Origin of the sequence: Flavobacterium ovatum, assembly GCF_040703125.1 — a bacterium.
Taxonomy (GTDB): Bacteria; Bacteroidota; Bacteroidia; order Flavobacteriales; family Flavobacteriaceae; genus Flavobacterium; species Flavobacterium ovatum.
In genome coordinates this window covers 2,782,152-2,801,628 of record NZ_CP160035.1, presented here as the reverse complement: position 1 = coordinate 2,801,628, position 19,477 = coordinate 2,782,152, and the positions used below count along the sequence as shown (strand labels likewise).

Here is a 19,477-nt window from a genome sequence, read left to right as displayed (position 1 = left end):
GAACTTTTACAACAACTCATACACCTGATTAGCAATCTCCAACTCCTCATTGGTCGGAATCACCAAGATTTTAGTTTTAGAATCAACTGTGTTGATTTCTCTTATATCCTTGGAACGCAAATCGTTTTTGGCATCATCCAATGTCAACCCAAAGAAATCCATATTAGCACAAACCGATTTACGAATATAAGACGAGTTCTCCCCTATTCCAGCCGTAAATACAATGGCATCCAAACCGTTCATAGCAGCGGTGTAGGCGCCAATATATTTCTGAATTCGGTACACATTCATATCCAATGCCAGCTGACAATCTTTATTTCCGTTACCAGCGTGTTCTTCAATATCTCTCAAATCACTATAACCGGTAAGACCAAGCATACCACTTTTTTTCAATAATAAAGAACTCACCTCGTCCATAGTATAACCCAAAGTTTTTACCAAATAGAAAATAACCGATTGGTCAATATCACCTGCACGCGTTCCCATAATCAAACCGTTTGAAGGCGAAAAACCCATACTGTGATCAAAACTTTTCCCGTCTTTGATAGCGGTAATACTGCAACCGTTCCCCAAATGGATACAGATTATTTTGGAATGATTTTCTAAATAGGCAATAGCTTTCTCCGATACGTATTTATGACTAGTTCCATGAAAACCATAGGTTCTGATTTTATTTTTTTCTAATAATTCATTCGGAATCGCATATTTATACGCCACTTCAGGAATCGTTTGATGAAAAGCGGTATCAAAAACAACTACTTGTTTGGCGTTTGAAAAAATTTCTTCTGCCACTACAATTCCTTCCAAATGGGCAGGATTATGCAAAGGCGCGAGTTGCGACAGTTCATCAATCTCTTTCTTTACTTCCTCAGTAACTTCAACAGTTTTAGTAAAAATTGCACCACCGTGAACTACACGATGCCCTACAGCGTCAATTTCATCTTTAGACTTGATTACTCCCACTTTATCATCCAATAATAATTGAGCTATTTTCTCTAGTCCTATTTTATGATTCGCAATTGGCACCACTTCTTCAATGGTATGACTATCTGTTTTATAAGTGAAATTTGAAGTTTCTAACCCGATTCTATCAATCATTCCCGAACAAACAACCGCTCTTTCGGGCATAGTCATTAATTGGTATTTGATAGACGAACTCCCTGAATTGATGATTACTATTTTCATTTTTTTAATTTTTGAGATGCTGAGCTTCTGAGTTGCTAAGAATCTAAGTTTTTTTATTTATACTAAATACGATGACAATTTTCAAACCTTTTAAACTCTAAACATTTAAACGATTAAACTTTTCCCTAAAGTCCCTGTGCTTGAATTGCCGTAATCACAACCGTATTGATGATATCATCAACGGTACAACCACGACTCAAATCGTTTACTGGTTTGTTTAATCCTTGCAACATAGGACCAATTGCTAAAGCTCCAGTTTCTCTTTGAACGGCTTTATACGTATTGTTTCCGGTATTCAAATCAGGAAAAATAAGCACGCTGGCTTGTCCTGCTACCTCCGAATTTGGCATTTTGCTTAATCCTACTGTTTTATCCACCGCTGCATCGTATTGGATAGGGCCTTCGATTTTCAAATCGGGACGTTTGGCACGTACAATTTCGGTTGCTTTACGCACTTTATCCACTTCGTCTCCTTTTCCAGAGGAACCAGAAGAATAGGATAACATTGCCACTTTAGGTTCAATCCCAAAAGCCAAACTCGTATCTGCTGACGAAATAGCGATTTCGGCCAATTGTTCTGCCGTTGGATTTGGGTTAATAGCACAATCTCCAAAAACCGAAACTCTGTCTTCCAAGCACATAAAAAACACAGATGAAACCACAGAGGATTCTGGTTTGGTTTTAATGAATTGCAAAGCAGGTAAAATAGTGTGCTGTGTAGTATGTGCCGCACCAGAAACCATTCCGTCTGCATGTCCTTTGTACACCATCATGGTTCCAAAATAAGACACATCTACCAGTAAATCCTTTGCCATGGCCAAAGTCACATTTTTGGCTTTTCGCAATTCATAATACGTATTGGCATAATCCTCGTAATATTCCGATTCAATCGGGTTTATGATTTTTATTTTATCGAAATCAAAATCGATTCCTAACTCATTTACTTTTTGCTCTATTTGTTTTTTGTTCCCAATAATCGAAATGTCTACAACGTCCATAGCCAATAATCTCGAAGCAGCTAAAATAATACGGTCGTCACTTCCTTCGGGCAAAACAATATGTTTACGATGCTGCTTCGCACGTTTCACCAAGTTGTATTGGAACATTTTTGGAGTCATACCTTCGACTTCAAATGCACTCAGTTTACTGGCTAATGCGTCTACATCAAAATACTTTTCAAAAGTATTGATAGAAGTTTCAATTTTATTGGCGTTATCGGCATAAATCTTAGAATTTATATTTCCGATTTTATTGGTAATCATATAAGTACCTTCCTCAACCGCAATAATCGGAACAATACTTGTTAACCCTTCGATCAACTTCATAATACTATCTTCTGGAACAATATTTCCTGTCAAAATAATTCCCGATATAGAAGGATAATTCGCCGATTCGTTGGCTTGTAAGGCTCCCATAATAATATCGGCTCTATCTCCAGGAGTAATCACCAATCCTTTATCTTTTAGGTGACGCAAATAGTTATGCAGTTGCATAGCGCCTACGCTAAATGTTCCCACTTCATTATTCAAATAGTCGTGACCAAACAAAACGGTTGCATTCAATTCTTCGATAATCTCTCGCATAGAAGGATTTTTCAAACTAGATATCAACGGAAAAGAATTTACCAAAACGTCTTTGGGTAAAATTGCTTTCAATCCATTAACGGCCAATTCTAAGTTCTCGGGTTGTACTTTATTGGCAACCACCGCTAATACCTCAACGTCTTTCACTTTGAAGGAATCGTAGGCTAGATACAGACTATCTACAAATTCGTCCAAGGTTTTCCCTACTCCACTGCTTACAATAATAGCTGGAATACCAAGGTTTTTGGCAATCAAGACATTCAAATCCATTTCGATTGCAGTTCCTTCGCCACTAAAGCTCGTCCCTTCTACCAAAACAAAATCATACTTTTCTTCAAGACATTTGAATTTTTCGATAATTATATCCAAAACCTCTCCTATTTTTCCTTGATTTTTCTTCTTGATTAATTTGCTTTTGGTAAAGGCATAAGCGTCTTCAAAAGCGATGTCTAAATTAAAATGAGAAAGAACCGTTTCTATGTGATTGTCCAGCTTTCCGTCTTCAAAATCTTCGATAATAGGTCTAAAATAGCCAACTTTTGCCGTTTTCCCCATCAGCATACTCATCAATCCCAAAGTGATAATAGATTTTCCACTATTAAATTCACTGGTCGCTACATAAATTGCTTTACTCATTTTTATATTTTTTATCTAAATTAAATCAAAACCACTTTCTTTTCTTGAAATAGAAAACCATCATCAAACCAATCAAGACCATCACCCCAATAATTGTATAATAACCGTTATTATATTTCAATTCAGGCATATTGTCAAAATTCATCCCATAAACCCCAACAATAAAAGTAAGCGGAATAAAGATAGCCGAAATCACCGTTAAGGTCTTCATGATCTCATTCATCTTATGTGATTGGGACGAAAAAAAGAAATTAGAAGCACTTTCTAGAATTCCCATATCCGACTCGATTTGTTCCAAAAGCTCGATACTTTTTTGACTCAAACGCGAAAAATAATGAAAAGAATCATTTTCTATCATTACAAAATATTCGTTGTCTTTCAAGTTTTTAATCGCCAACAACGAATCCCTTAAAGGCACAATCGAACGTTTCAATAAATTAAAATTGTCTCGGTGTTTTTCAATTCGAATTAAAATATCTGGATTGGAACTCGATTTGGATAACACAATCAACTCTTCAATCTTATCCTCTTCATTTTCGATTGTGATGTAAAAATTCTCCATAATCGCATCTAGCAGCAAATAAAGCAAGTAATCAGTCTTCTTTTCCCTAACAATCCCTGTATGGGCACGAATTCGCTCTCGAATGTGTGTGAAAAAATCACTCTTTTTTTCTTGAAACGAAATCAAAACGCCTTTTTTTAACAAAAAACTGATTTGTTCTACATGTATATTGTCTGTTCCTTCGGTTGGCAAAAGCGATTTGATATTGAAGAACAAGGTGTTTTCAAACTCCTCATGTTTGGTTCTCCTGTTGGTATTTACAATATCCGAAAGGATAAAAGGATCAATTTTAAAAAAATCTCCAATACGTTCCATCAAGTCCGCATCATTCAAACCATGGAGATTGAGCCAATTATTTTTGGTTAAATCAATTTTCTTAAAATCTTCTACTGTACAATCTGAATCCTCCTTAAAACCTTTATCATCATACACAAATAATTGCAAAGCGGACTCAAAACGCTTGTGCAGCCCCGTATATTCTAGCGGATTGGCATGTGTTTTATGTCTGTTTTTGTGTTTTAACTTTCGCATCAAAAATTATATTTACAGTAATATTACAAAAAAGTTTATTAAAAATTGAGCGTAAATCAGTACCCGATAAAAGAATAACACATAAGCAATCTATTGTTTCAAAAATTTGGGCGCGCCCCGCAAAATCCCGAAGGGTCGGGAGCGGGTCAGGCTATCCGTTCCCGCTTTTTTTATCCGCCGCGGCGGATAAAAAAGAGCTCCACTTCTATCCTTCACGCAATTGCATCACGCCATCGCCTTCGAATTAAAAATTTCGATTCAAAGGTAATTTCAAAATAAAAATCAGACTATGAGATAAATCATGTTTTATACATTCTTTCACTTTTGGGCATAAAAAAACCGAACTATTGCTAGTTCGGTTTTGATATAAAAATAGTGAGACGCGATAAATCGCGTCTCTACTTGTATTATTTTACTTCTTCGAATTCAACGTCTTCAACGTTGTCTCCTTGAGCTTCCGCTTGTGGTTGTGCACCACCTTGCGCTTGTTCTCCTTCAGCATACATTGCTTCAGTTGCTTTTTTCCAAGCTGCGTTGATGTTATCAAGTGCAGTTTGAATAGCTGGAACGTCTTGAGATTGGTGAGCCATTCTCAATTCAGTCAAAGCGTACTCAACAGCAACTTTATTGTCATCTGTTAATTTAGCTCCAAGTTCTTTCAACTGAGTTTCAGTTTGGAAGATCATAGAATCAGCTTCGTTTAATTTCTCAGCTCTAGATCTAGCGATTTTGTCAGACTCAGCGTTAGCTTCAGCATCTTGTTTCATTCTTTCGATTTCTTCAGATGTTAATCCAGAAGAAGCTTCGATACGGATGTCATGAGATTTTCCTGTTCCTTTGTCAGTAGCAGAAACTTTGATGATACCATTTGCATCAATATCAAAAGAAACCTCGATTTGAGGAACTCCTCTTGGTGCTGGTGGAATACCGTCTAAGTTGAAACGTCCGATAGTTTTGTTATCAGCAGCCATTGCTCTAGCACCTTGAAGAACGTGTAGTTCAACAGTTGGTTGAGAATCTGCAGCTGTAGAGAAAACTTGAGATTTTTTAGTTGGGATAGTAGTATTAGCTTCGATTAAGATAGTCATAATTCCACCCATAGTTTCGATACCTAAAGATAAAGGTGTAACGTCAAGTAACAATACATCTTTTACATCTCCAGAAAGAACTCCACCTTGAATAGCTGCTCCAATTGCAACAACTTCATCAGGGTTAACTCCTTTAGATGCTTTTTTACCGAAGAATTTTTCAACTTCTTCAACAATTCTTGGGATACGAGTAGAACCTCCAACCAAGATAACTTCGTCAATATCAGATGTAGATAAACCTGCATCTTTCAACGCTCTTGCTACAGGAGCCATAGAACGTTTTACTAATGAATCCGCTAATTGCTCAAATTTAGCACGAGATAATTTTTTTACTAAGTGTTTTGGTCCTGAAGCAGTAGCCGTAACATATGGTAAGTTGATTTCTGTTTCAGCAGAAGCAGATAATTCAATTTTAGCTTTTTCAGCAGCTTCTTTGATACGTTGTAATGACATTGGGTCAAGACGTAAATCAATACCTTCTTCAGCATTAAATTCGTCAGCTAACCAGTCAATAATAACTTGGTCAAAATCATCACCACCTAAGTGAGTATCTCCGTTTGTAGATAATACTTCAAAAACTCCGTCTCCTAATTCAAGAACAGAGATATCAAAAGTACCTCCACCTAAATCGTAAACAGCGATTTTTTGATCGATTCCTTTTTTGTCCAATCCGTAAGCTAATGCCGCAGCAGTTGGCTCATTGATGATACGCATAACTTTAAGACCTGCAATTTCACCAGCTTCTTTTGTAGCTTGACGTTGTGCATCGTTAAAGTAAGCAGGAACAGTAATAACCGCTTCTGTAACTGTTTGACCTAAATAGTCTTCAGCAGTTTTTTTCATTTTTTGAAGAGTCATTGCTGACAATTCTTGAGCAGAGTATAAACGACCATCAATATCAACACGTGGCGTATTGTTGTCTCCTTTTACTACTGAATAAGGAACTCTTTTTGCTTCTTCTGTAGTTTCAGCAAAAGATTGTCCCATAAAACGTTTGATAGAAGCAATAGTCTTAGTTGGATTAGTTACTGCTTGTCTTTTTGCAGGATCCCCTACTTTAATTTCTCCACCTTCAACAAAAGCGATGATAGATGGTGTTGTTCTTTTTCCTTCTGCATTAGGAATTACAACAGCTTCATTACCTTCCATTACAGAAACACAAGAGTTTGTAGTACCTAAATCAATTCCGATTATTTTACCCATTTTTAATATATTTAATTTTATTATATACTCGTTTTAATAACTTGCTGACACTAAAGCAATCATTGTGCCAACAGAAAACCCTCTAATAAATTGTCAGTTTTTGTTAAAATGGCGGAAATACATCTGACATTTTGACATTTTACTTTGACTGACAATCTTAACGGATTGACATATTAGATGTCATAATATATTAAGGAGTACATCGATTTCTAATGAGTGCAATGATGCAAGACTTAATTATTTTTTGATTAACGATTTTTGAAGTTTGACCTTTGTTTTTACCTCCTTGTTTTGATTTTCTCAGGACATAACTTCCATATTTAGGTGTAATGGGTACTATAGGTCCTTCATACACTCGATTGTAATTAATTTAATAGTTGTGTTTTCTAATCCTCTTTTTAATTTCCAAATCAAGGTTCACATTACTTTTCTATTATTCTTTGTACATCGGACACAAAAGTTGAAGCATAAAAATCTTGCTCTATACCTTAAGGTGGTATTGACAACGTTTTCTAATGGTACTATTGAGCTGTTTTGATAAAAGTATTCTAATACCTCAATATCTTCTGTTTTTAAGCTTCCTATATTTCATAATCTAATAAACACATAATTTTAACTACTTGTAAATAATTTAATATGACATCATTTTACTCTAATCACTTACGTCATCATTTGCGTTTGTACATTTTGTATCTGATGCCTCTCAATGACCTTATTTGTCGAGATAACTTATCCCTAATTAGCGTTCGTTTTCTCCTTATTCGAATGCTTGACCTGATCGAGTACCCAATTAAATTTAAAACAGAAAACGTAGTGATTTTAATTCGGATAAATGTACAATATGAGAAACTAGATAAAAACACGAGTGAACTTACACATCAAACCAACTAAACCCCTTACACTGTGTTGTAAATCAACAACTTAAACATAAAACAAATCTTCACCATATCACTAATGTTCAGATAATTAATGTAGCTACTTTAAAAATCAGTACTTATAAAGTTGTGAACAAAGGAATCATTTATTATATTAGATATTTATAAACATTAATTCATAAACGTTAATAAACTTTGACACTGAAATCACTAATAAAAATGGACATCAATAAAATTTCTTCTTTAATTACAGACAAAATAACCGACTGGTTTGAAGCTTTAATTCTGTTATTACCCAATATCGTAATGGCAGCCATAGTCTTGGCAATCGGTATCTATATAGCTAAATTTGTTCGCAAATTAACTACAAAACTAATTACAAAAATATCTAACAACCTTACTCTTAATAATTTATTTAGCTCAATAGTTTACTTTATATTTATAGGTATAGTGATTTTTACCGTGTTAACTATCCTAAATTTAGATAAAGCAGTTACTTCTATTCTAGCAGGTGCTGGTATATTGGGTCTGGCTTTAGCATTTGCTTTTCAAGATATTGCAGCTAATTTCATGTCTGGAATATTTATATCTTTTAGAAAACCACTTAAAGTTGGGGACATTGTCCAAATTAAGGAGTACATGGGAAAGGTAAAGGTAATTAACCTTCGTGACACCGTTTTAGAAACATTTCAAGGAAAAACGGTTATAATCCCCAATAAAGAAGTCTTTCAAAATCCTATTGAAAATTACACAATCTTGCAAAAAAGACGTTTTGATCTAAGTGTAGGAGTTTCTTATGGTGATGATTTAGAAAAAGTAAGAGACATTACATTAAATGCCGTAAGCGATATTGAAGGACTTTCTAAAGAAGATGAAATCACTGTGATTTTTGTTGAATTTGGCGATAGTTCAGTCAATCTATCAATAAGAATGTGGATTAATACTCCTGAACAGTCTGTATACAACAAAGTAGGAAGTGAAGCTATCATAAAAATTAAGAAAGCGTATGACGCAAACGATATTATGATTCCTTTCCCTATCAGAACACTAGATTTTGGAATCAAAGGAGGAACAGCCTTAAGTGAGATGGCCTTACAAATTGCCAAAGAACAGGAGTAAAAGTATGTCGATACTGGCTTAATTTAAAGCAAAAAAGGTAGTATTTGTAACACTATTAAATACAAAAAGCAACTTGTAATGAGTTGCTTTCTTTAATTCCAGCTATTTTCTCTACCTAATAGGATAAATTGTTTAGTAATCTGTCTGTAAAATCTTTGTGTTATCTTTGAGACCTAATACGAAACCTGAAAAATTAATAAAACCTTATTTTCATGATGAAAATAACAAGCATAATTTTGCTAATAATTTTCACTTTTATAATTGTTTCTTGTGCTACTAAAAAAGAAAGTAGTAACGACGAACTCTACGGTACCACTTGGGAAATGGAGTATATTTCAGGGCCGCGCATTGCCTTTGAAGGATTATATCCAGATAGAAAACCCACAATTACATTTGATAAAGAATCCCAAAAAGTATTGGGTAATAACAGTTGCAATAGCTATTCGGCTAGTTTTACTTTGAATGGTGATTCCATTTCTTTTGGCGAAGCTGGACCAACCACTAGAATGTATTGTGGCGAAGGAGAAAATGTCTTTTTGAATATGGTTCAAAAAATTAACAAATTCAGTTTTGACCAAGACGGTAAATTAAATATGATGATGGAAGAAGTACCGATGATGCGTTTTAAAAAAGTAAATCCGTAAGTGTACTATTGGCGTTCGTTTGTCTCAATTTTTAGAGTTTAGCAACGTCATCTTATTTAAATGTATAATAGAAAACGTAGTATAGACAGCACGTTAAATTAAAGAAAAGACACCTAGCAATCTGAGAAATAATGGAAAATAAAAAAATATTTCTTTCAAGAATTTTCCCTAAAATAGGAACTGCATTATTAAAAAAAGCTGGATTCACTGTGACTTCTTGGAATCAAGATAGACCAATGACACAGGAGGAATTGATTGAAAAAGCAAAAGAAAATAATGCTTTATTTTGTACAGTAGGCGATAAAATCGACCAGAAGTTTTTGAATGAATGTGTTCATCTTGATATTATTTCTCAATTTGCTGTCGGTTACGATAATATTGATGTTGTAGAGGCTACAAAATTAGGGATTCCTATAGGCAATACGCCAGATGTTTTAAGCAAAGCTACTGCTGATATAGCCTTTGGATTAATGATTGCAACTTCTCGCAAAATGTTCTATTTACATAAAAGTATTATTAATAATGAGTGGAAATATTTTAAACCTACGGGAAATCTAGGTATCGAATTAGAAAACAAAACCATTGGAATATATGGACTTGGTAGAATAGGCATTGAAATGGCCAAACGCTGCAAGGGAGCTTACAATATGAATATCATTTATCATAATCGTAAACCTAATATAATTGCCGAAAAAGAGTTAGGCGCAAAATATGTCGATTTTAATACTTTATTAGAACAAAGCGATGTGCTTTCTGTTCATTGTTCTTTAAATACAGAAACTATAGGTATTTTCAATAAGACAGCATTTGACCAAATGAAACCGAGTTCTATTTTTATAAATACTTCCCGTGGATTAATTCATAATGAACCTGATTTAATAGACGCCTTGAATACTGGAAAAATATGGGGAGCAGGACTCGATGTTACCAATCCGGAGCCTATGCAAGCTGACAATGTTTTGCTACAAATGGAAAACGTTTCTATTTTGCCACACATTGGTTCGGGAACGGTTGAAACGAGAAATCAAATGGCAACTTTGGCAGCTTTAAATATTATTGAGTTCTATAAAAATAACAACGTTCCACACATCGTGAATCCTGAGGTATTGAAAAAAGATTGATCAGAAACTTAGTAGTAAATAGAAATCACAACCAAGCTATCTCAACCAATCCTTTTTCTTTTAAATACTGATTAGTTTTACTAAAATGTTTGTTTCCGAACCATTTCCCTTGGTTAGCACTCATTGGCGAAGGATGTCCAGATTCTAGAACCAAATGTTTGGTTCGATCGATTTTAGCTCCTTTTTTATGAGCAAAACCACCCCAAAGTAGAAAAACGACATTTTCTTTCTCTTCAGAAATTTTCTGGATGACAGCATCTGTAAATAAATTCCATTTTAAGTGTTTATGACTATTCGGGCTGTCTTTTCGAACCGTTAAAGTAGCGTTCAACAGCAAAACTCCTTGATTCGCCCAATGTTCTAAATTTCCAGAAGTAGGCATGAAAATTGAATCCAAATCATCACACAATTCTCGATTAATATTCCGCAAAGAAGGCGGAATTCTTACGCCATCATTAACCGAAAAGCTCAAACCATTGGCCTCTCCTACTCCATGATACGGGTCTTGACCAATAATCACAACTTTAATATTTAAAAAAGAACAATGATTTAAAGCTGATAAAATCAACTCTTGTGGCGGAAAACAGGTGTTTTCTTGGTATTCTTTGGCTACAGCCAATTGCAACTCCTTGAAATAAGATTTTTGGATTTCGTCTGATAAAATAGTTTGCCAATCTGGAGGTAATGGTACTTGCATTTTCTAAAAGTTATTTCGCAAAGATACACAGAGAAAATACGAAGATTCGCTAAGTACATTAATTATCTCTTTTAATCTTTGTGAAAACTTAACGAATCACTGCGTAATAGTCTTTACGATTAACTATTTTTGCCTAAAAGAATCTCATACCAATAATGATATCCATTACCGAAAAAACATTACAAGATTTACAATTTCCAACAGTGCTCGAAACCATTTCGGCGATTTGCAATACTGATATTGGAAAACAAAAAGCTTTAGAAATCACTCCTTTTAGAGACAAAGAATCCCTGATGGATGCCTTGTTGCAAACCTCAGAGTATGTTTCGTCTTTTCAAAACAACAATGCCATTCCGAATCATGGTTTTGACGCGATTACGCACGAAATCAAATTCCTAGCAATAGAAGACAGTTTCCTGGAAGTAGGTAGTTTTAGAAAAATTGCCAACCTCTCCGCAACAGTAAACTTTTTATTGAACTTTCTTCGAAAATTTGACGACTATTACCCAATAATCAACAAACGAGCTTCGGAAGTCGAATTGACCAAAGAGATTATTAGCCAAATTGATGCTGTAGTGGATAAATATGGCGAAATTAAAGACAATGCTTCGCCTGCTTTGGTGGAGATTCGCAGAAATATGAACTCGATTCGCGGTAAAGTGAATCAGAGTTTTGGAGTCGCTTTAACGCAGTATAATGGATTGGGCTACTTGGACGATATAAAAGAAAGTATTGTTCAAAACCGACGTGTTTTGGCCGTACTAGCGATGTACCGTCGGAAAGTTAAAGGTACCATTTTAGGAAGTTCCAAAACGGGTAGTATTGCTTATGTAGAACCAGAAGCTACCTTGCGTTACTCTCGTGAATTGAGTAATTTAGAATACGAAGAAACAGAAGAGATTACTAGAATTTTAAAGAATTTATCCAACGGTGTTCGTCCGTTTTTACCCTTGCTAAGACAATATCAAGATTTCTTGAGTGATGTAGATGTGATTGCTGCCAAAGCAAAATATGCAGATCGGATCAACGGAATAATGCCTACTATTAGCGAGAACAGACGATTGTATTTTAGAGATGCCTACCATCCGATTTTGTATTTGAATAACAAACAAAAGAAGGCAATTACTCATCCGCAGACTATTGAACTTTTACAAGAAAACCGAATTATCGTGATTTCGGGACCCAATGCAGGAGGAAAAACTATTTCGTTAAAAACAGTTGGTTTGCTGCAATTGATGTTGCAATCGGGTATGTTGATTCCGGTGCACGAACGCTCTGAAACCTTTCTTTTCGACCGAATACTGACAGATATTGGAGACAATCAATCTATTGAAAATCACCTAAGTACCTACAGTTACCGATTAAAGAACATGAACTACTTCTTAAAAAAGTGCAACAACAAAACCATGTTCTTAATTGATGAATTTGGAACTGGTTCTGACCCTGAGTTGGGTGGTGCATTGGCAGAAATTTTCTTGGAAGAATTCTACCATCGAGAAGCGTTTGGAATTATTACAACCCACTACTCCAACTTGAAAATTTTGGCAAATGAATTGCCTTTCGCCACCAATGCGAACATGCTTTTTGACGAAAAATCATTGGAGCCTTTGTATAAATTGGTTTTGGGACAAGCAGGAAGTTCGTTTACTTTTGAAGTCGCTTTGAAAAACGGAATTCCGTTTAGCTTAATTAATAGAGCAAAAAAGAAGATCGAAGTCGGAAAAGTACGTTTTGACAAAACCATTGCTACTTTGCAAAAAGAACGTTCCAAGATGGAGAAAACTTCGCAAAACCTTAAAGAAGAAGAAGGTAAAGCCCGTGAAGAAGGTAAAAAAATGGAGACTATCAATGTCAAAATCAAACAAAAACTAGAAAGCTATCAAGAATTATATGACAGCAATCAAAAGACGATTTATATTGGTCAAAAAATTGAAGATATCTCAGAGAAATACTTTAACAATAAAAATAAAAAAGACTTAATTGGTGAGTTTTTGAAAATCATCGAAATCGAAAATTCTAAGCGTAAAAAAGCAACTCCAAAAGAAGCCAAAGCAATTGTCGAAAAGAAAAAAGAAGTCATCAAAGAAGTTGAAGTTCAGGTAGAAGAAATCCGTCAGGAAAAGAAAGAAAAGAAACTCAAACCAGTAGTTGTAAAACCAACGCATATTTTAAAAGTTGGTGACAGAGTCCGAATGATTGATGGAAAAGCAGTGGGAAGTATTGACAGTATTGAAAAAAAGAAAGCAACTGTAAATTACGGTATCTTTACTTCAAAAGTAAACTTGGTCGAATTGGAATTGGTCGAAGCGGTTAAGAAGAGGTAGAAATTGGTTAATTGATTATTCGGTAAACTGCTTAATCGTCCACAATAAATTAACCAATTAAACAACTAACCAAATAACCTTTACAATCATAAACTTCAAACACCATGTTAAACCTACCTCAAAACAAAAAAATAGTCCTTTTTGACGGCGTATGCAATCTTTGTAATACAGCCGTCAATTATGTCATTGCGCATGATAAAAAAGATGTTTTCCGTTTTGTAGCATTACAATCTGATTTAGGTGAGGAAATCATCAATTATATAGGAATAGACACAGCCCAAACCGATAGTATCATCCTTTACCTTCCTCAAAAAGCGTATTATTACAAATCACAAGCTGCACTAGAAATCGCTGCTGATTTAAGTGGATTTCTTCCTTTATTATCTGTTTTTAGAATAGTCCCACCTTTTTTAAGTAATTGGGTTTATGATTATATAGCCAAAAACCGCTACCGTTGGTACGGAAAAAAAGAAAGTTGCATGATTCCGACTCTGGATTTAAAATCTAAATTTCTGGAATAACCCCGCTAGTCTTTCGATATAAAACATTAAAAAATAATATTTTACCTTACTAAAATTGGTTCTACAATCAGAAATTATTTTGTGTCTAAAACCGTTATAGAAAATAATTCGTATATTATTATGTCAGGCTTACTGGCGATAAACGACGAATTAATTAACAACTTAAACTTTATAACGATGAGAATAGGTAACATAGTATTAGTTTTTATACTACTATTTGGATTTAGTTCTTGTATCAAAGAAGATATTGTAAATGACGAAATCGAGGAAAATATTAGGATAAACAACTCTTTTTCTAATTTTATAATTGGAAATGAAGTGGTTCTAGATGCTTTTTTCTTTGATAATTTGGGAATAAAACAAACCGTAGTTTTTAATTTAGCTTCCAATAACTCCCCTATTATTGAAGTAGATAATGCAAACAAAAAAATCACTGCAAAGTCGAAAGGAACAGCTACAATAACAGTATCAACGACCTATCAAAATAAGTTGGTTGAGAAATCTGTTGCTATAACAGTTAATGATGTTGGTAGTACACCAACAGCAATTGTCAAAAAAGGTACACTAGTAAAAACAAGTTCCTATGCGTCTGCAGGTGATTTTGAAATCACCGAAATTAGTGGTGGAATCCGAATTTCATTTGCCAGTAATTATGTAGCCGATTCTACTTTGCCAGGTTTTGCTATGTTTCTAAGCAATAACCCCAACACGATGGTTGGAGCCAAGAAAATTGACGCTCAAGGTGATGCTGATGGCGTAGTTTACAAAGGAGCCTTTACAATGGACATTATGGGTGTTGGAATCAACGATTATGGATATTTGACACATTGGTGTGAGCCGTTTAAAATCAAAGTGGGAGAAGCTGAAATTAAAACCAAATAATTATGATTACTAAAACAATACAACTCGCTTTAGCCTTAGTTTTTATCACGCAGCTGACTTTTGCACAATGGAACAAAGGCAAAGGAAACGGATACTATAAATTATCTGCAAGTTCCTTAATTGCAGATGAGCATTATACCAGCGCCAAAGAAAAAGACCCTAACATCACTAGAGGGAACTTTATTGTAAGTGCTTATGGTGAATATGGTTTGACTCAAAAAATAGATTTGATAGGATATTTACCTTTATTAACGAGAGTGTATCAAAACAACCAAGTTTCAGGTACAACCGGAAATGTTCTTTCTGGCGGTGAAGCAGTGAATTCCGTTGGAGACATTGATTTAGGCTTGAGATACGGAATCTTAAAAAATGACTTGATAGCTTTATCTACAACTTTAAAATTTGGATTACCAACAGGAAAAAAAGAAGGTGGTCGAGATGGTAGTTTGCAAACTGGCGATGGAGAATTTAATCAATTACTTCAATTGGACTTAGGTATTCCATTTAAAATTAGTACACTTTATTTTTATGGAAAAATTTATTCAGGCGTCAATAATCGAACAAAAGGATTTTCAGATGAGTTTCATTTTGGTGCAGAAATAGGAACCAAAATCGCTAATAAATTATTTATAGCAACCAAGTTTAGTAATGTACGCTCCTTCAATAATGGAAATTTCAATAATCAAACAGGTCAAGGAATCTTTGCCAACAATGTGGAATTTACAAATCTTGGTGGCGAAATAGGATATTATATTTCTCCTAAATTTGGAATAGCATTCAACTATACCGCAATCTTATCAGGAAAAATTACTTACGCTGCTCCTACTTATACAGGTGGTGTCTTTTTAGATATTCAATAATAGTAATTTAGTTAATTGTTTTTATTGTTTAAAGGCTTAATTATTGTTTTGCAATGATTAAGCCTTTTTTAGTTAGGTATTGAGAATGATATTTATCATATATTAACTAATTTAGTATTTCTATTTTTGCTTAACTAAATCAACTCTAATATGAAAAACGCAATACTTGTAAATTGGGACAACGGTTCTATAATAATCGTCTTTGTTTTTGGATTTGTTATCATCGGATTGGTAGCAATGATATTCCTGCTAATGAATAATGACAAAAAGAAGAAGTAATCTAAACATTCAAAACGTTTATTAAGTATCTAAGAGACTGTGTTTCTAAGTTTTTATAAACAGAAATTGTTATTATTTTTAATGATGATTCTATGTATTCTAATTGTATGAAGAAATTTGTGTCCAGAAGCGCCGGTATTATAACTCTGAAAACAATGAATTGAGCAAACATTATACTTAAATAATAAGCACACTTTTTGTAGCTTAGAGACTTTGTGCTTTTGCGGCAAAAGAATAACAAAAAAAAGGGTAGCTCTTTCGAACTACCCTTTCCACTTTCAAAACAATCAGCAATATTATCCTCTGATTAATTTTTTGTATTTCAATCGTTTTGGAGTCAAATCACCACCTAAACGTTTTTTCTTGTTTTCTTCATATTCAGAGAAACCACCTTCAAAATAATACACTTCAGACTCCCCTTCAAAAGCAAGGATGTGTGTACAAATTCTGTCCAAGAACCATCTGTCGTGGGAGATTACTACCGCACAACCAGCAAATTGCTCCAATCCTTCTTCAAGCGCTCTAAGTGTATTAATATCCAAATCATTCGTTGGTTCATCCAATAACAAAACGTTTCCTTCTTCTTTCAACGTCATTGCAAGGTGCAAACGGTTACGCTCACCACCAGAAAGTGTTGCTACTTTTTTGTTTTGATCACTTCCACCAAAGTTGAAACGGCTCAAATAAGCTCTTGAGTTTACTTGGCGTCCGCCCATCATGATTAATTCTTGACCATCACAGAAGTTTTCCCAAATCGATTTATTAGGATCAATATTAGAGTGCGCTTGATCGACATAAGCAATCTTCACGGTGTCACCTACTGTAAATTCTCCGCTATCGGTTTCTTGTTCACCCATAATCATTCTGAAAATGGTCGATTTACCCGCACCGTTTGGCCCGATAATTCCAACAATTCCAGCTTGTGGCAAGGTGAAGTTCAAGTTATCATACAATAATTTGTCTCCAAAAGCTTTCGCAACGTTTTTAGCTTCAATTACATTTGTTCCCAAACGAGGACCATTCGGAATGTAAATCTCTAATTTTTCGTCAAGCTCTTTTTGGTCTTCATTCAATAATTTATCATAGTTCTGCAAACGCGCTTTTTGTTTCGTTTGACGTCCTTTCGCACCTTGACGTACCCAGTCCAACTCACGTTCTAAGTTTTTACGGCGTTTAGAAGCTACTTTTTCTTCCAAAGCCATTCTGCTTGATTTTTGGTCTAACCAAGAAGAATAATTCCCTTTCCACGGAATACCTTCTCCTCTATCCAATTCCAAAATCCAACCTGCTACATTATCCAAGAAGTACCTATCGTGCGTTACAGCGATTACCGTTCCCGCGTATTGCGCAAGGTGCTGCTCCAACCATAATACCGACTCGGCATCCAAGTGATTGGTAGGCTCATCCAATAATAATACATCTGGTTGTTTCAACAACAAACGGCACAAAGCTACACGACGACGCTCACCACCCGAAAGATTTTTGATTGGCGTATCACCATCTGGCGTACGCAAAGCATCCATAGCGATTTCTAGTTTGGTATCGATTTCCCAAGCGCCTAGAGCATCAATTTTGTCTTGCAATGCTGCTTGGCGATCCATCAACTTATCCATTTTATCTGGATCTGAATAGTTCTCTTCAAGACCAAATAAATCATTGATTTTATTGTACTCTTCCAAAACTTCCATCGTTTCGGCTACCCCTTCACGAACAATTTCGATTACCGTTTTGGTATCGTCCAATTCTGGTTCTTGTTCCAAATACCCAACGGTATATCCTGGTGCAAAAACAATATCTCCTTGGTAGTTTTTATCTACTCCAGCAATAATCTTCAAAAGAGAAGATTTTCCAGAACCGTTCAAACCAAGGATACCAATTTTGGCACCATAGAAGAAACTTAAATAAATATTTTTAAGAACAGGTTTATCTGCTCCAGTATAGGTTTTACTCAATTTTGACATCGAGAAAATTACTTTCTTATCGTCTGACATAGTATTGTTTATTGTTTTATTATTATTATTTTTCTTTGCCACGAATTACACAAATTCCCACAAATTAATTAAAATAAATCCGTGTAATTCGTGGCTGTATTTTTTATCTGTTCCTTTGTTAAACAACAAATCACAGCCTCCCATTCAATGAATTAAAAACCCATGAAATGGCCAAAAATCCAACGCCAACGGCTGCAAATCCCCATCCTGCGACATCATCGTATCGAAAAGCACCAAGACCAATCAACAAGAATCCCATCATCATCATGATGAAAGTGGCCCACCCCAAAATCGTATTTTTATTCATTGACATAAATAGCGGTATTTATTAAACGACAAATATCGTCAATTTTTAGCCCTAATTAAAAATCTTATAGAGCATTTCTTTTAATAAATCTCCATTTGAGAGCGCATTTGCCCCAACTCCCTTACTTTTTACGTCAATTTCTCGCAAAGAGGCGATAATCTGACTCACCTTTCGCATCGGATAATTTTTTATTGCCACATCATACTCCTTCATAAAATACGGATTCACTCCAATCAATCCCGCAACTTTTGCTGGATTTTTATCCTTAGCACCATGATATTTCAATAATTGCACAAAAAATCCAAATACCAATCCCGTTGTCATCACCATCGGATTGTCTTTTGGGTTTTGAGCAAAATTTTCTGCAATTTTGTAGGCTTTCAATTGGTTGCGTTCTCCAATTGCTTTTCGCAATTCGAACACATTAAAGTCTTTACTAAAACCAATATTTTCTTCAATATCATGCGCCGTAATCGTGCTTCCTTTTGGTAAAATCACCTTCAGTTTTTCCAGTTCGTTATTAATTTTACTCAAATCCGTCCCTAAAAACTCTACCAACATCGCCGTTGCTTTTGGTTCAATTGCATACTTTTTACCTGCCAAAACTCGCTTTATCCAATCCCCAACTTGGTTCTCGTACAGTTTTTTACTTTCATACACCAAACCATTTTTGGCCAAGGTTTTAGTCACTTTTTTACGTTTATCGAGCGTTTTGTATTTGTAGGCAAAAACCAAAACAGTCGATGGCATCGGATTCTCTGCATAGGCCTCAATTTTATCAATTGTACGCGCCAATTCCTGTGCTTCTTTCACGATTACGACTTGTCTGTCTGCCATCATTGGGTAACGTTTCGCAGTCGAAACAATATCTTCAATCGTCACGTCACGACCATACAAAACCGTTTGATTAAACCCTTTTTCCTCCTCGGTCAAAACAGTATCTTCGATATAATCCGATAATTTATCAATATAATAAGCCTCTTCGCCCATCAAAAAATAAATCGGTTTTATATTTCCAGCCTTGATATCATTTACAATTTTTATTACTTCGTCCATTTTTTAATGTTCA

General features: G+C 34.9%; 16 protein-coding genes. 8 read left to right on the top strand and 8 right to left on the bottom strand.

From position 1 onward, the window contains the following. Window positions 1–6 precede the first annotated feature (6 nt). The 4 genes from ABZP37_RS11795 to dnaK all read right to left on the bottom strand — a co-directional run bounded on the left by ABZP37_RS11795 (window position 7) and on the right by dnaK (window position 6,788). Window positions 7–1,185, bottom strand: a complete 1,179-nt coding sequence (locus tag ABZP37_RS11795; protein ID WP_366183243.1) for an acetate kinase — start codon at window positions 1,183–1,185, stop codon at window positions 7–9. A gap of 125 nt (window positions 1,186–1,310) precedes the next feature. After that, window positions 1,311–3,404, bottom strand: a complete 2,094-nt coding sequence (gene pta, locus ABZP37_RS11790; protein ID WP_366183241.1) for a phosphate acetyltransferase — start codon at window positions 3,402–3,404, stop codon at window positions 1,311–1,313. A 25-nt stretch (window positions 3,405–3,429) separates the two neighbouring features. Next, a complete protein-coding gene (gene corA, locus ABZP37_RS11785; protein WP_366183239.1) occupies window positions 3,430–4,497 on the bottom strand; it encodes a magnesium/cobalt transporter CorA in 1,068 nt (355 codons plus the stop codon). 407 nt (window positions 4,498–4,904) lie between these two features. After that, complete coding sequence (dnaK, locus tag ABZP37_RS11780) at window positions 4,905–6,788, bottom strand: molecular chaperone DnaK (RefSeq protein ID WP_366183237.1); 1,884 nt, start codon at window positions 6,786–6,788, stop codon at window positions 4,905–4,907. A 1,094-nt stretch (window positions 6,789–7,882) separates the two neighbouring features. Between dnaK and ABZP37_RS11775 the strand changes: the two genes are divergently transcribed. From ABZP37_RS11775 to ABZP37_RS11765, 3 genes are all read left to right on the top strand, one after another. Beyond that, a complete protein-coding gene (locus ABZP37_RS11775) occupies window positions 7,883–8,782 on the top strand; it encodes a mechanosensitive ion channel (RefSeq protein ID WP_366183236.1) in 900 nt (299 codons plus the stop codon). 212 nt (window positions 8,783–8,994) lie between these two features. Next, complete coding sequence (locus tag ABZP37_RS11770) at window positions 8,995–9,426, top strand: META domain-containing protein (protein WP_366183234.1); 432 nt, start codon at window positions 8,995–8,997, stop codon at window positions 9,424–9,426. A gap of 131 nt (window positions 9,427–9,557) precedes the next feature. After that, window positions 9,558–10,547, top strand: a complete 990-nt coding sequence (locus ABZP37_RS11765; protein WP_366183232.1) for a D-glycerate dehydrogenase — start codon at window positions 9,558–9,560, stop codon at window positions 10,545–10,547. A gap of 25 nt (window positions 10,548–10,572) precedes the next feature. On the opposite strand, the gene ung is transcribed toward ABZP37_RS11765, so the two are convergent. After that, window positions 10,573–11,244: a uracil-DNA glycosylase gene (ung, locus tag ABZP37_RS11760; protein WP_366183231.1), complete on the bottom strand. Its 672-nt coding sequence runs from the start codon at window positions 11,242–11,244 to the stop codon at window positions 10,573–10,575. A gap of 155 nt (window positions 11,245–11,399) precedes the next feature. Between ung and ABZP37_RS11755 the strand changes: the two genes are divergently transcribed. The 5 genes from ABZP37_RS11755 (at window position 11,400) to ABZP37_RS11735 (ending at window position 16,110) form a co-directional block, all read left to right on the top strand. Beyond that, window positions 11,400–13,568: a DNA mismatch repair protein MutS gene (locus ABZP37_RS11755; protein WP_366183229.1), complete on the top strand. Its 2,169-nt coding sequence runs from the start codon at window positions 11,400–11,402 to the stop codon at window positions 13,566–13,568. Between the two features lie 104 nt (window positions 13,569–13,672). Beyond that, complete coding sequence (locus ABZP37_RS11750) at window positions 13,673–14,089, top strand: DUF393 domain-containing protein (protein ID WP_366183227.1); 417 nt, start codon at window positions 13,673–13,675, stop codon at window positions 14,087–14,089. 177 nt (window positions 14,090–14,266) lie between these two features. After that, the gene (locus ABZP37_RS11745; protein WP_366183225.1) at window positions 14,267–14,971 is read left to right on the top strand and encodes a hypothetical protein; all 705 of its coding nucleotides are present in this window, start codon (window positions 14,267–14,269) and stop codon (window positions 14,969–14,971) included. Window positions 14,972–14,973: 2 nt separating this feature from the next. After that, window positions 14,974–15,831 (top strand): hypothetical protein, encoded by an 858-nt coding sequence (locus ABZP37_RS11740; RefSeq protein ID WP_366183223.1) that lies wholly within the window; start codon window positions 14,974–14,976, stop codon window positions 15,829–15,831. A 150-nt stretch (window positions 15,832–15,981) separates the two neighbouring features. Then, window positions 15,982–16,110, top strand: coding sequence for a hypothetical protein (locus tag ABZP37_RS11735; protein WP_366183222.1), 129 nt, complete (start codon window positions 15,982–15,984; stop codon window positions 16,108–16,110). Window positions 16,111–16,406: 296 nt separating this feature from the next. On the opposite strand, the gene ettA is transcribed toward ABZP37_RS11735, so the two are convergent. The 3 genes from ettA to holA form a co-directional block, all read right to left on the bottom strand. After that, window positions 16,407–18,101: an energy-dependent translational throttle protein EttA gene (gene ettA / locus ABZP37_RS11730; RefSeq protein WP_366183220.1), complete on the bottom strand. Its 1,695-nt coding sequence runs from the start codon at window positions 18,099–18,101 to the stop codon at window positions 16,407–16,409. A gap of 130 nt (window positions 18,102–18,231) precedes the next feature. Further along, on the bottom strand, window positions 18,232–18,414 hold the full coding sequence (locus ABZP37_RS11725) for a CAL67264 family membrane protein (protein ID WP_366183218.1): 183 nt from the start codon (window positions 18,412–18,414) through the stop codon (window positions 18,232–18,234). 45 nt (window positions 18,415–18,459) lie between these two features. Next, window positions 18,460–19,464, bottom strand: a complete 1,005-nt coding sequence (gene holA, locus ABZP37_RS11720) for a DNA polymerase III subunit delta (RefSeq protein WP_366183217.1) — start codon at window positions 19,462–19,464, stop codon at window positions 18,460–18,462. Between the last annotated feature and the right edge of the window lie 13 nt (window positions 19,465–19,477).

Bases quoted from the DNA above. Each gene is read 5' to 3' on its own strand.
- ABZP37_RS11795 (WP_366183243.1), bottom strand. From the start codon at position 1,185: ATGAAAATAGTAATCATCAATTCAGGGAGTTCGTCTATCAAATACCAA.
- pta (WP_366183241.1), bottom strand. From the start codon at position 3,404: ATGAGTAAAGCAATTTATGTAGCGACCAGTGAATTTAATAGTGGAAAA.
- corA (WP_366183239.1), bottom strand. From the start codon at position 4,497: ATGCGAAAGTTAAAACACAAAAACAGACATAAAACACATGCCAATCCG.
- dnaK (WP_366183237.1), bottom strand. From the start codon at position 6,788: ATGGGTAAAATAATCGGAATTGATTTAGGTACTACAAACTCTTGTGTT.
- ABZP37_RS11775 (WP_366183236.1), top strand. From the start codon at position 7,883: ATGGACATCAATAAAATTTCTTCTTTAATTACAGACAAAATAACCGAC.
- ABZP37_RS11770 (WP_366183234.1), top strand. From the start codon at position 8,995: ATGATGAAAATAACAAGCATAATTTTGCTAATAATTTTCACTTTTATA.
- ABZP37_RS11765 (WP_366183232.1), top strand. From the start codon at position 9,558: ATGGAAAATAAAAAAATATTTCTTTCAAGAATTTTCCCTAAAATAGGA.
- ung (WP_366183231.1), bottom strand. From the start codon at position 11,244: ATGCAAGTACCATTACCTCCAGATTGGCAAACTATTTTATCAGACGAA.
- ABZP37_RS11755 (WP_366183229.1), top strand. From the start codon at position 11,400: ATGATATCCATTACCGAAAAAACATTACAAGATTTACAATTTCCAACA.
- ABZP37_RS11750 (WP_366183227.1), top strand. From the start codon at position 13,673: ATGTTAAACCTACCTCAAAACAAAAAAATAGTCCTTTTTGACGGCGTA.
- ABZP37_RS11745 (WP_366183225.1), top strand. From the start codon at position 14,267: ATGAGAATAGGTAACATAGTATTAGTTTTTATACTACTATTTGGATTT.
- ABZP37_RS11740 (WP_366183223.1), top strand. From the start codon at position 14,974: ATGATTACTAAAACAATACAACTCGCTTTAGCCTTAGTTTTTATCACG.
- ABZP37_RS11735 (WP_366183222.1), top strand. From the start codon at position 15,982: ATGAAAAACGCAATACTTGTAAATTGGGACAACGGTTCTATAATAATC.
- ettA (WP_366183220.1), bottom strand. From the start codon at position 18,101: ATGTCAGACGATAAGAAAGTAATTTTCTCGATGTCAAAATTGAGTAAA.
- ABZP37_RS11725 (WP_366183218.1), bottom strand. From the start codon at position 18,414: ATGTCAATGAATAAAAATACGATTTTGGGGTGGGCCACTTTCATCATG.
- holA (WP_366183217.1), bottom strand. From the start codon at position 19,464: ATGGACGAAGTAATAAAAATTGTAAATGATATCAAGGCTGGAAATATA.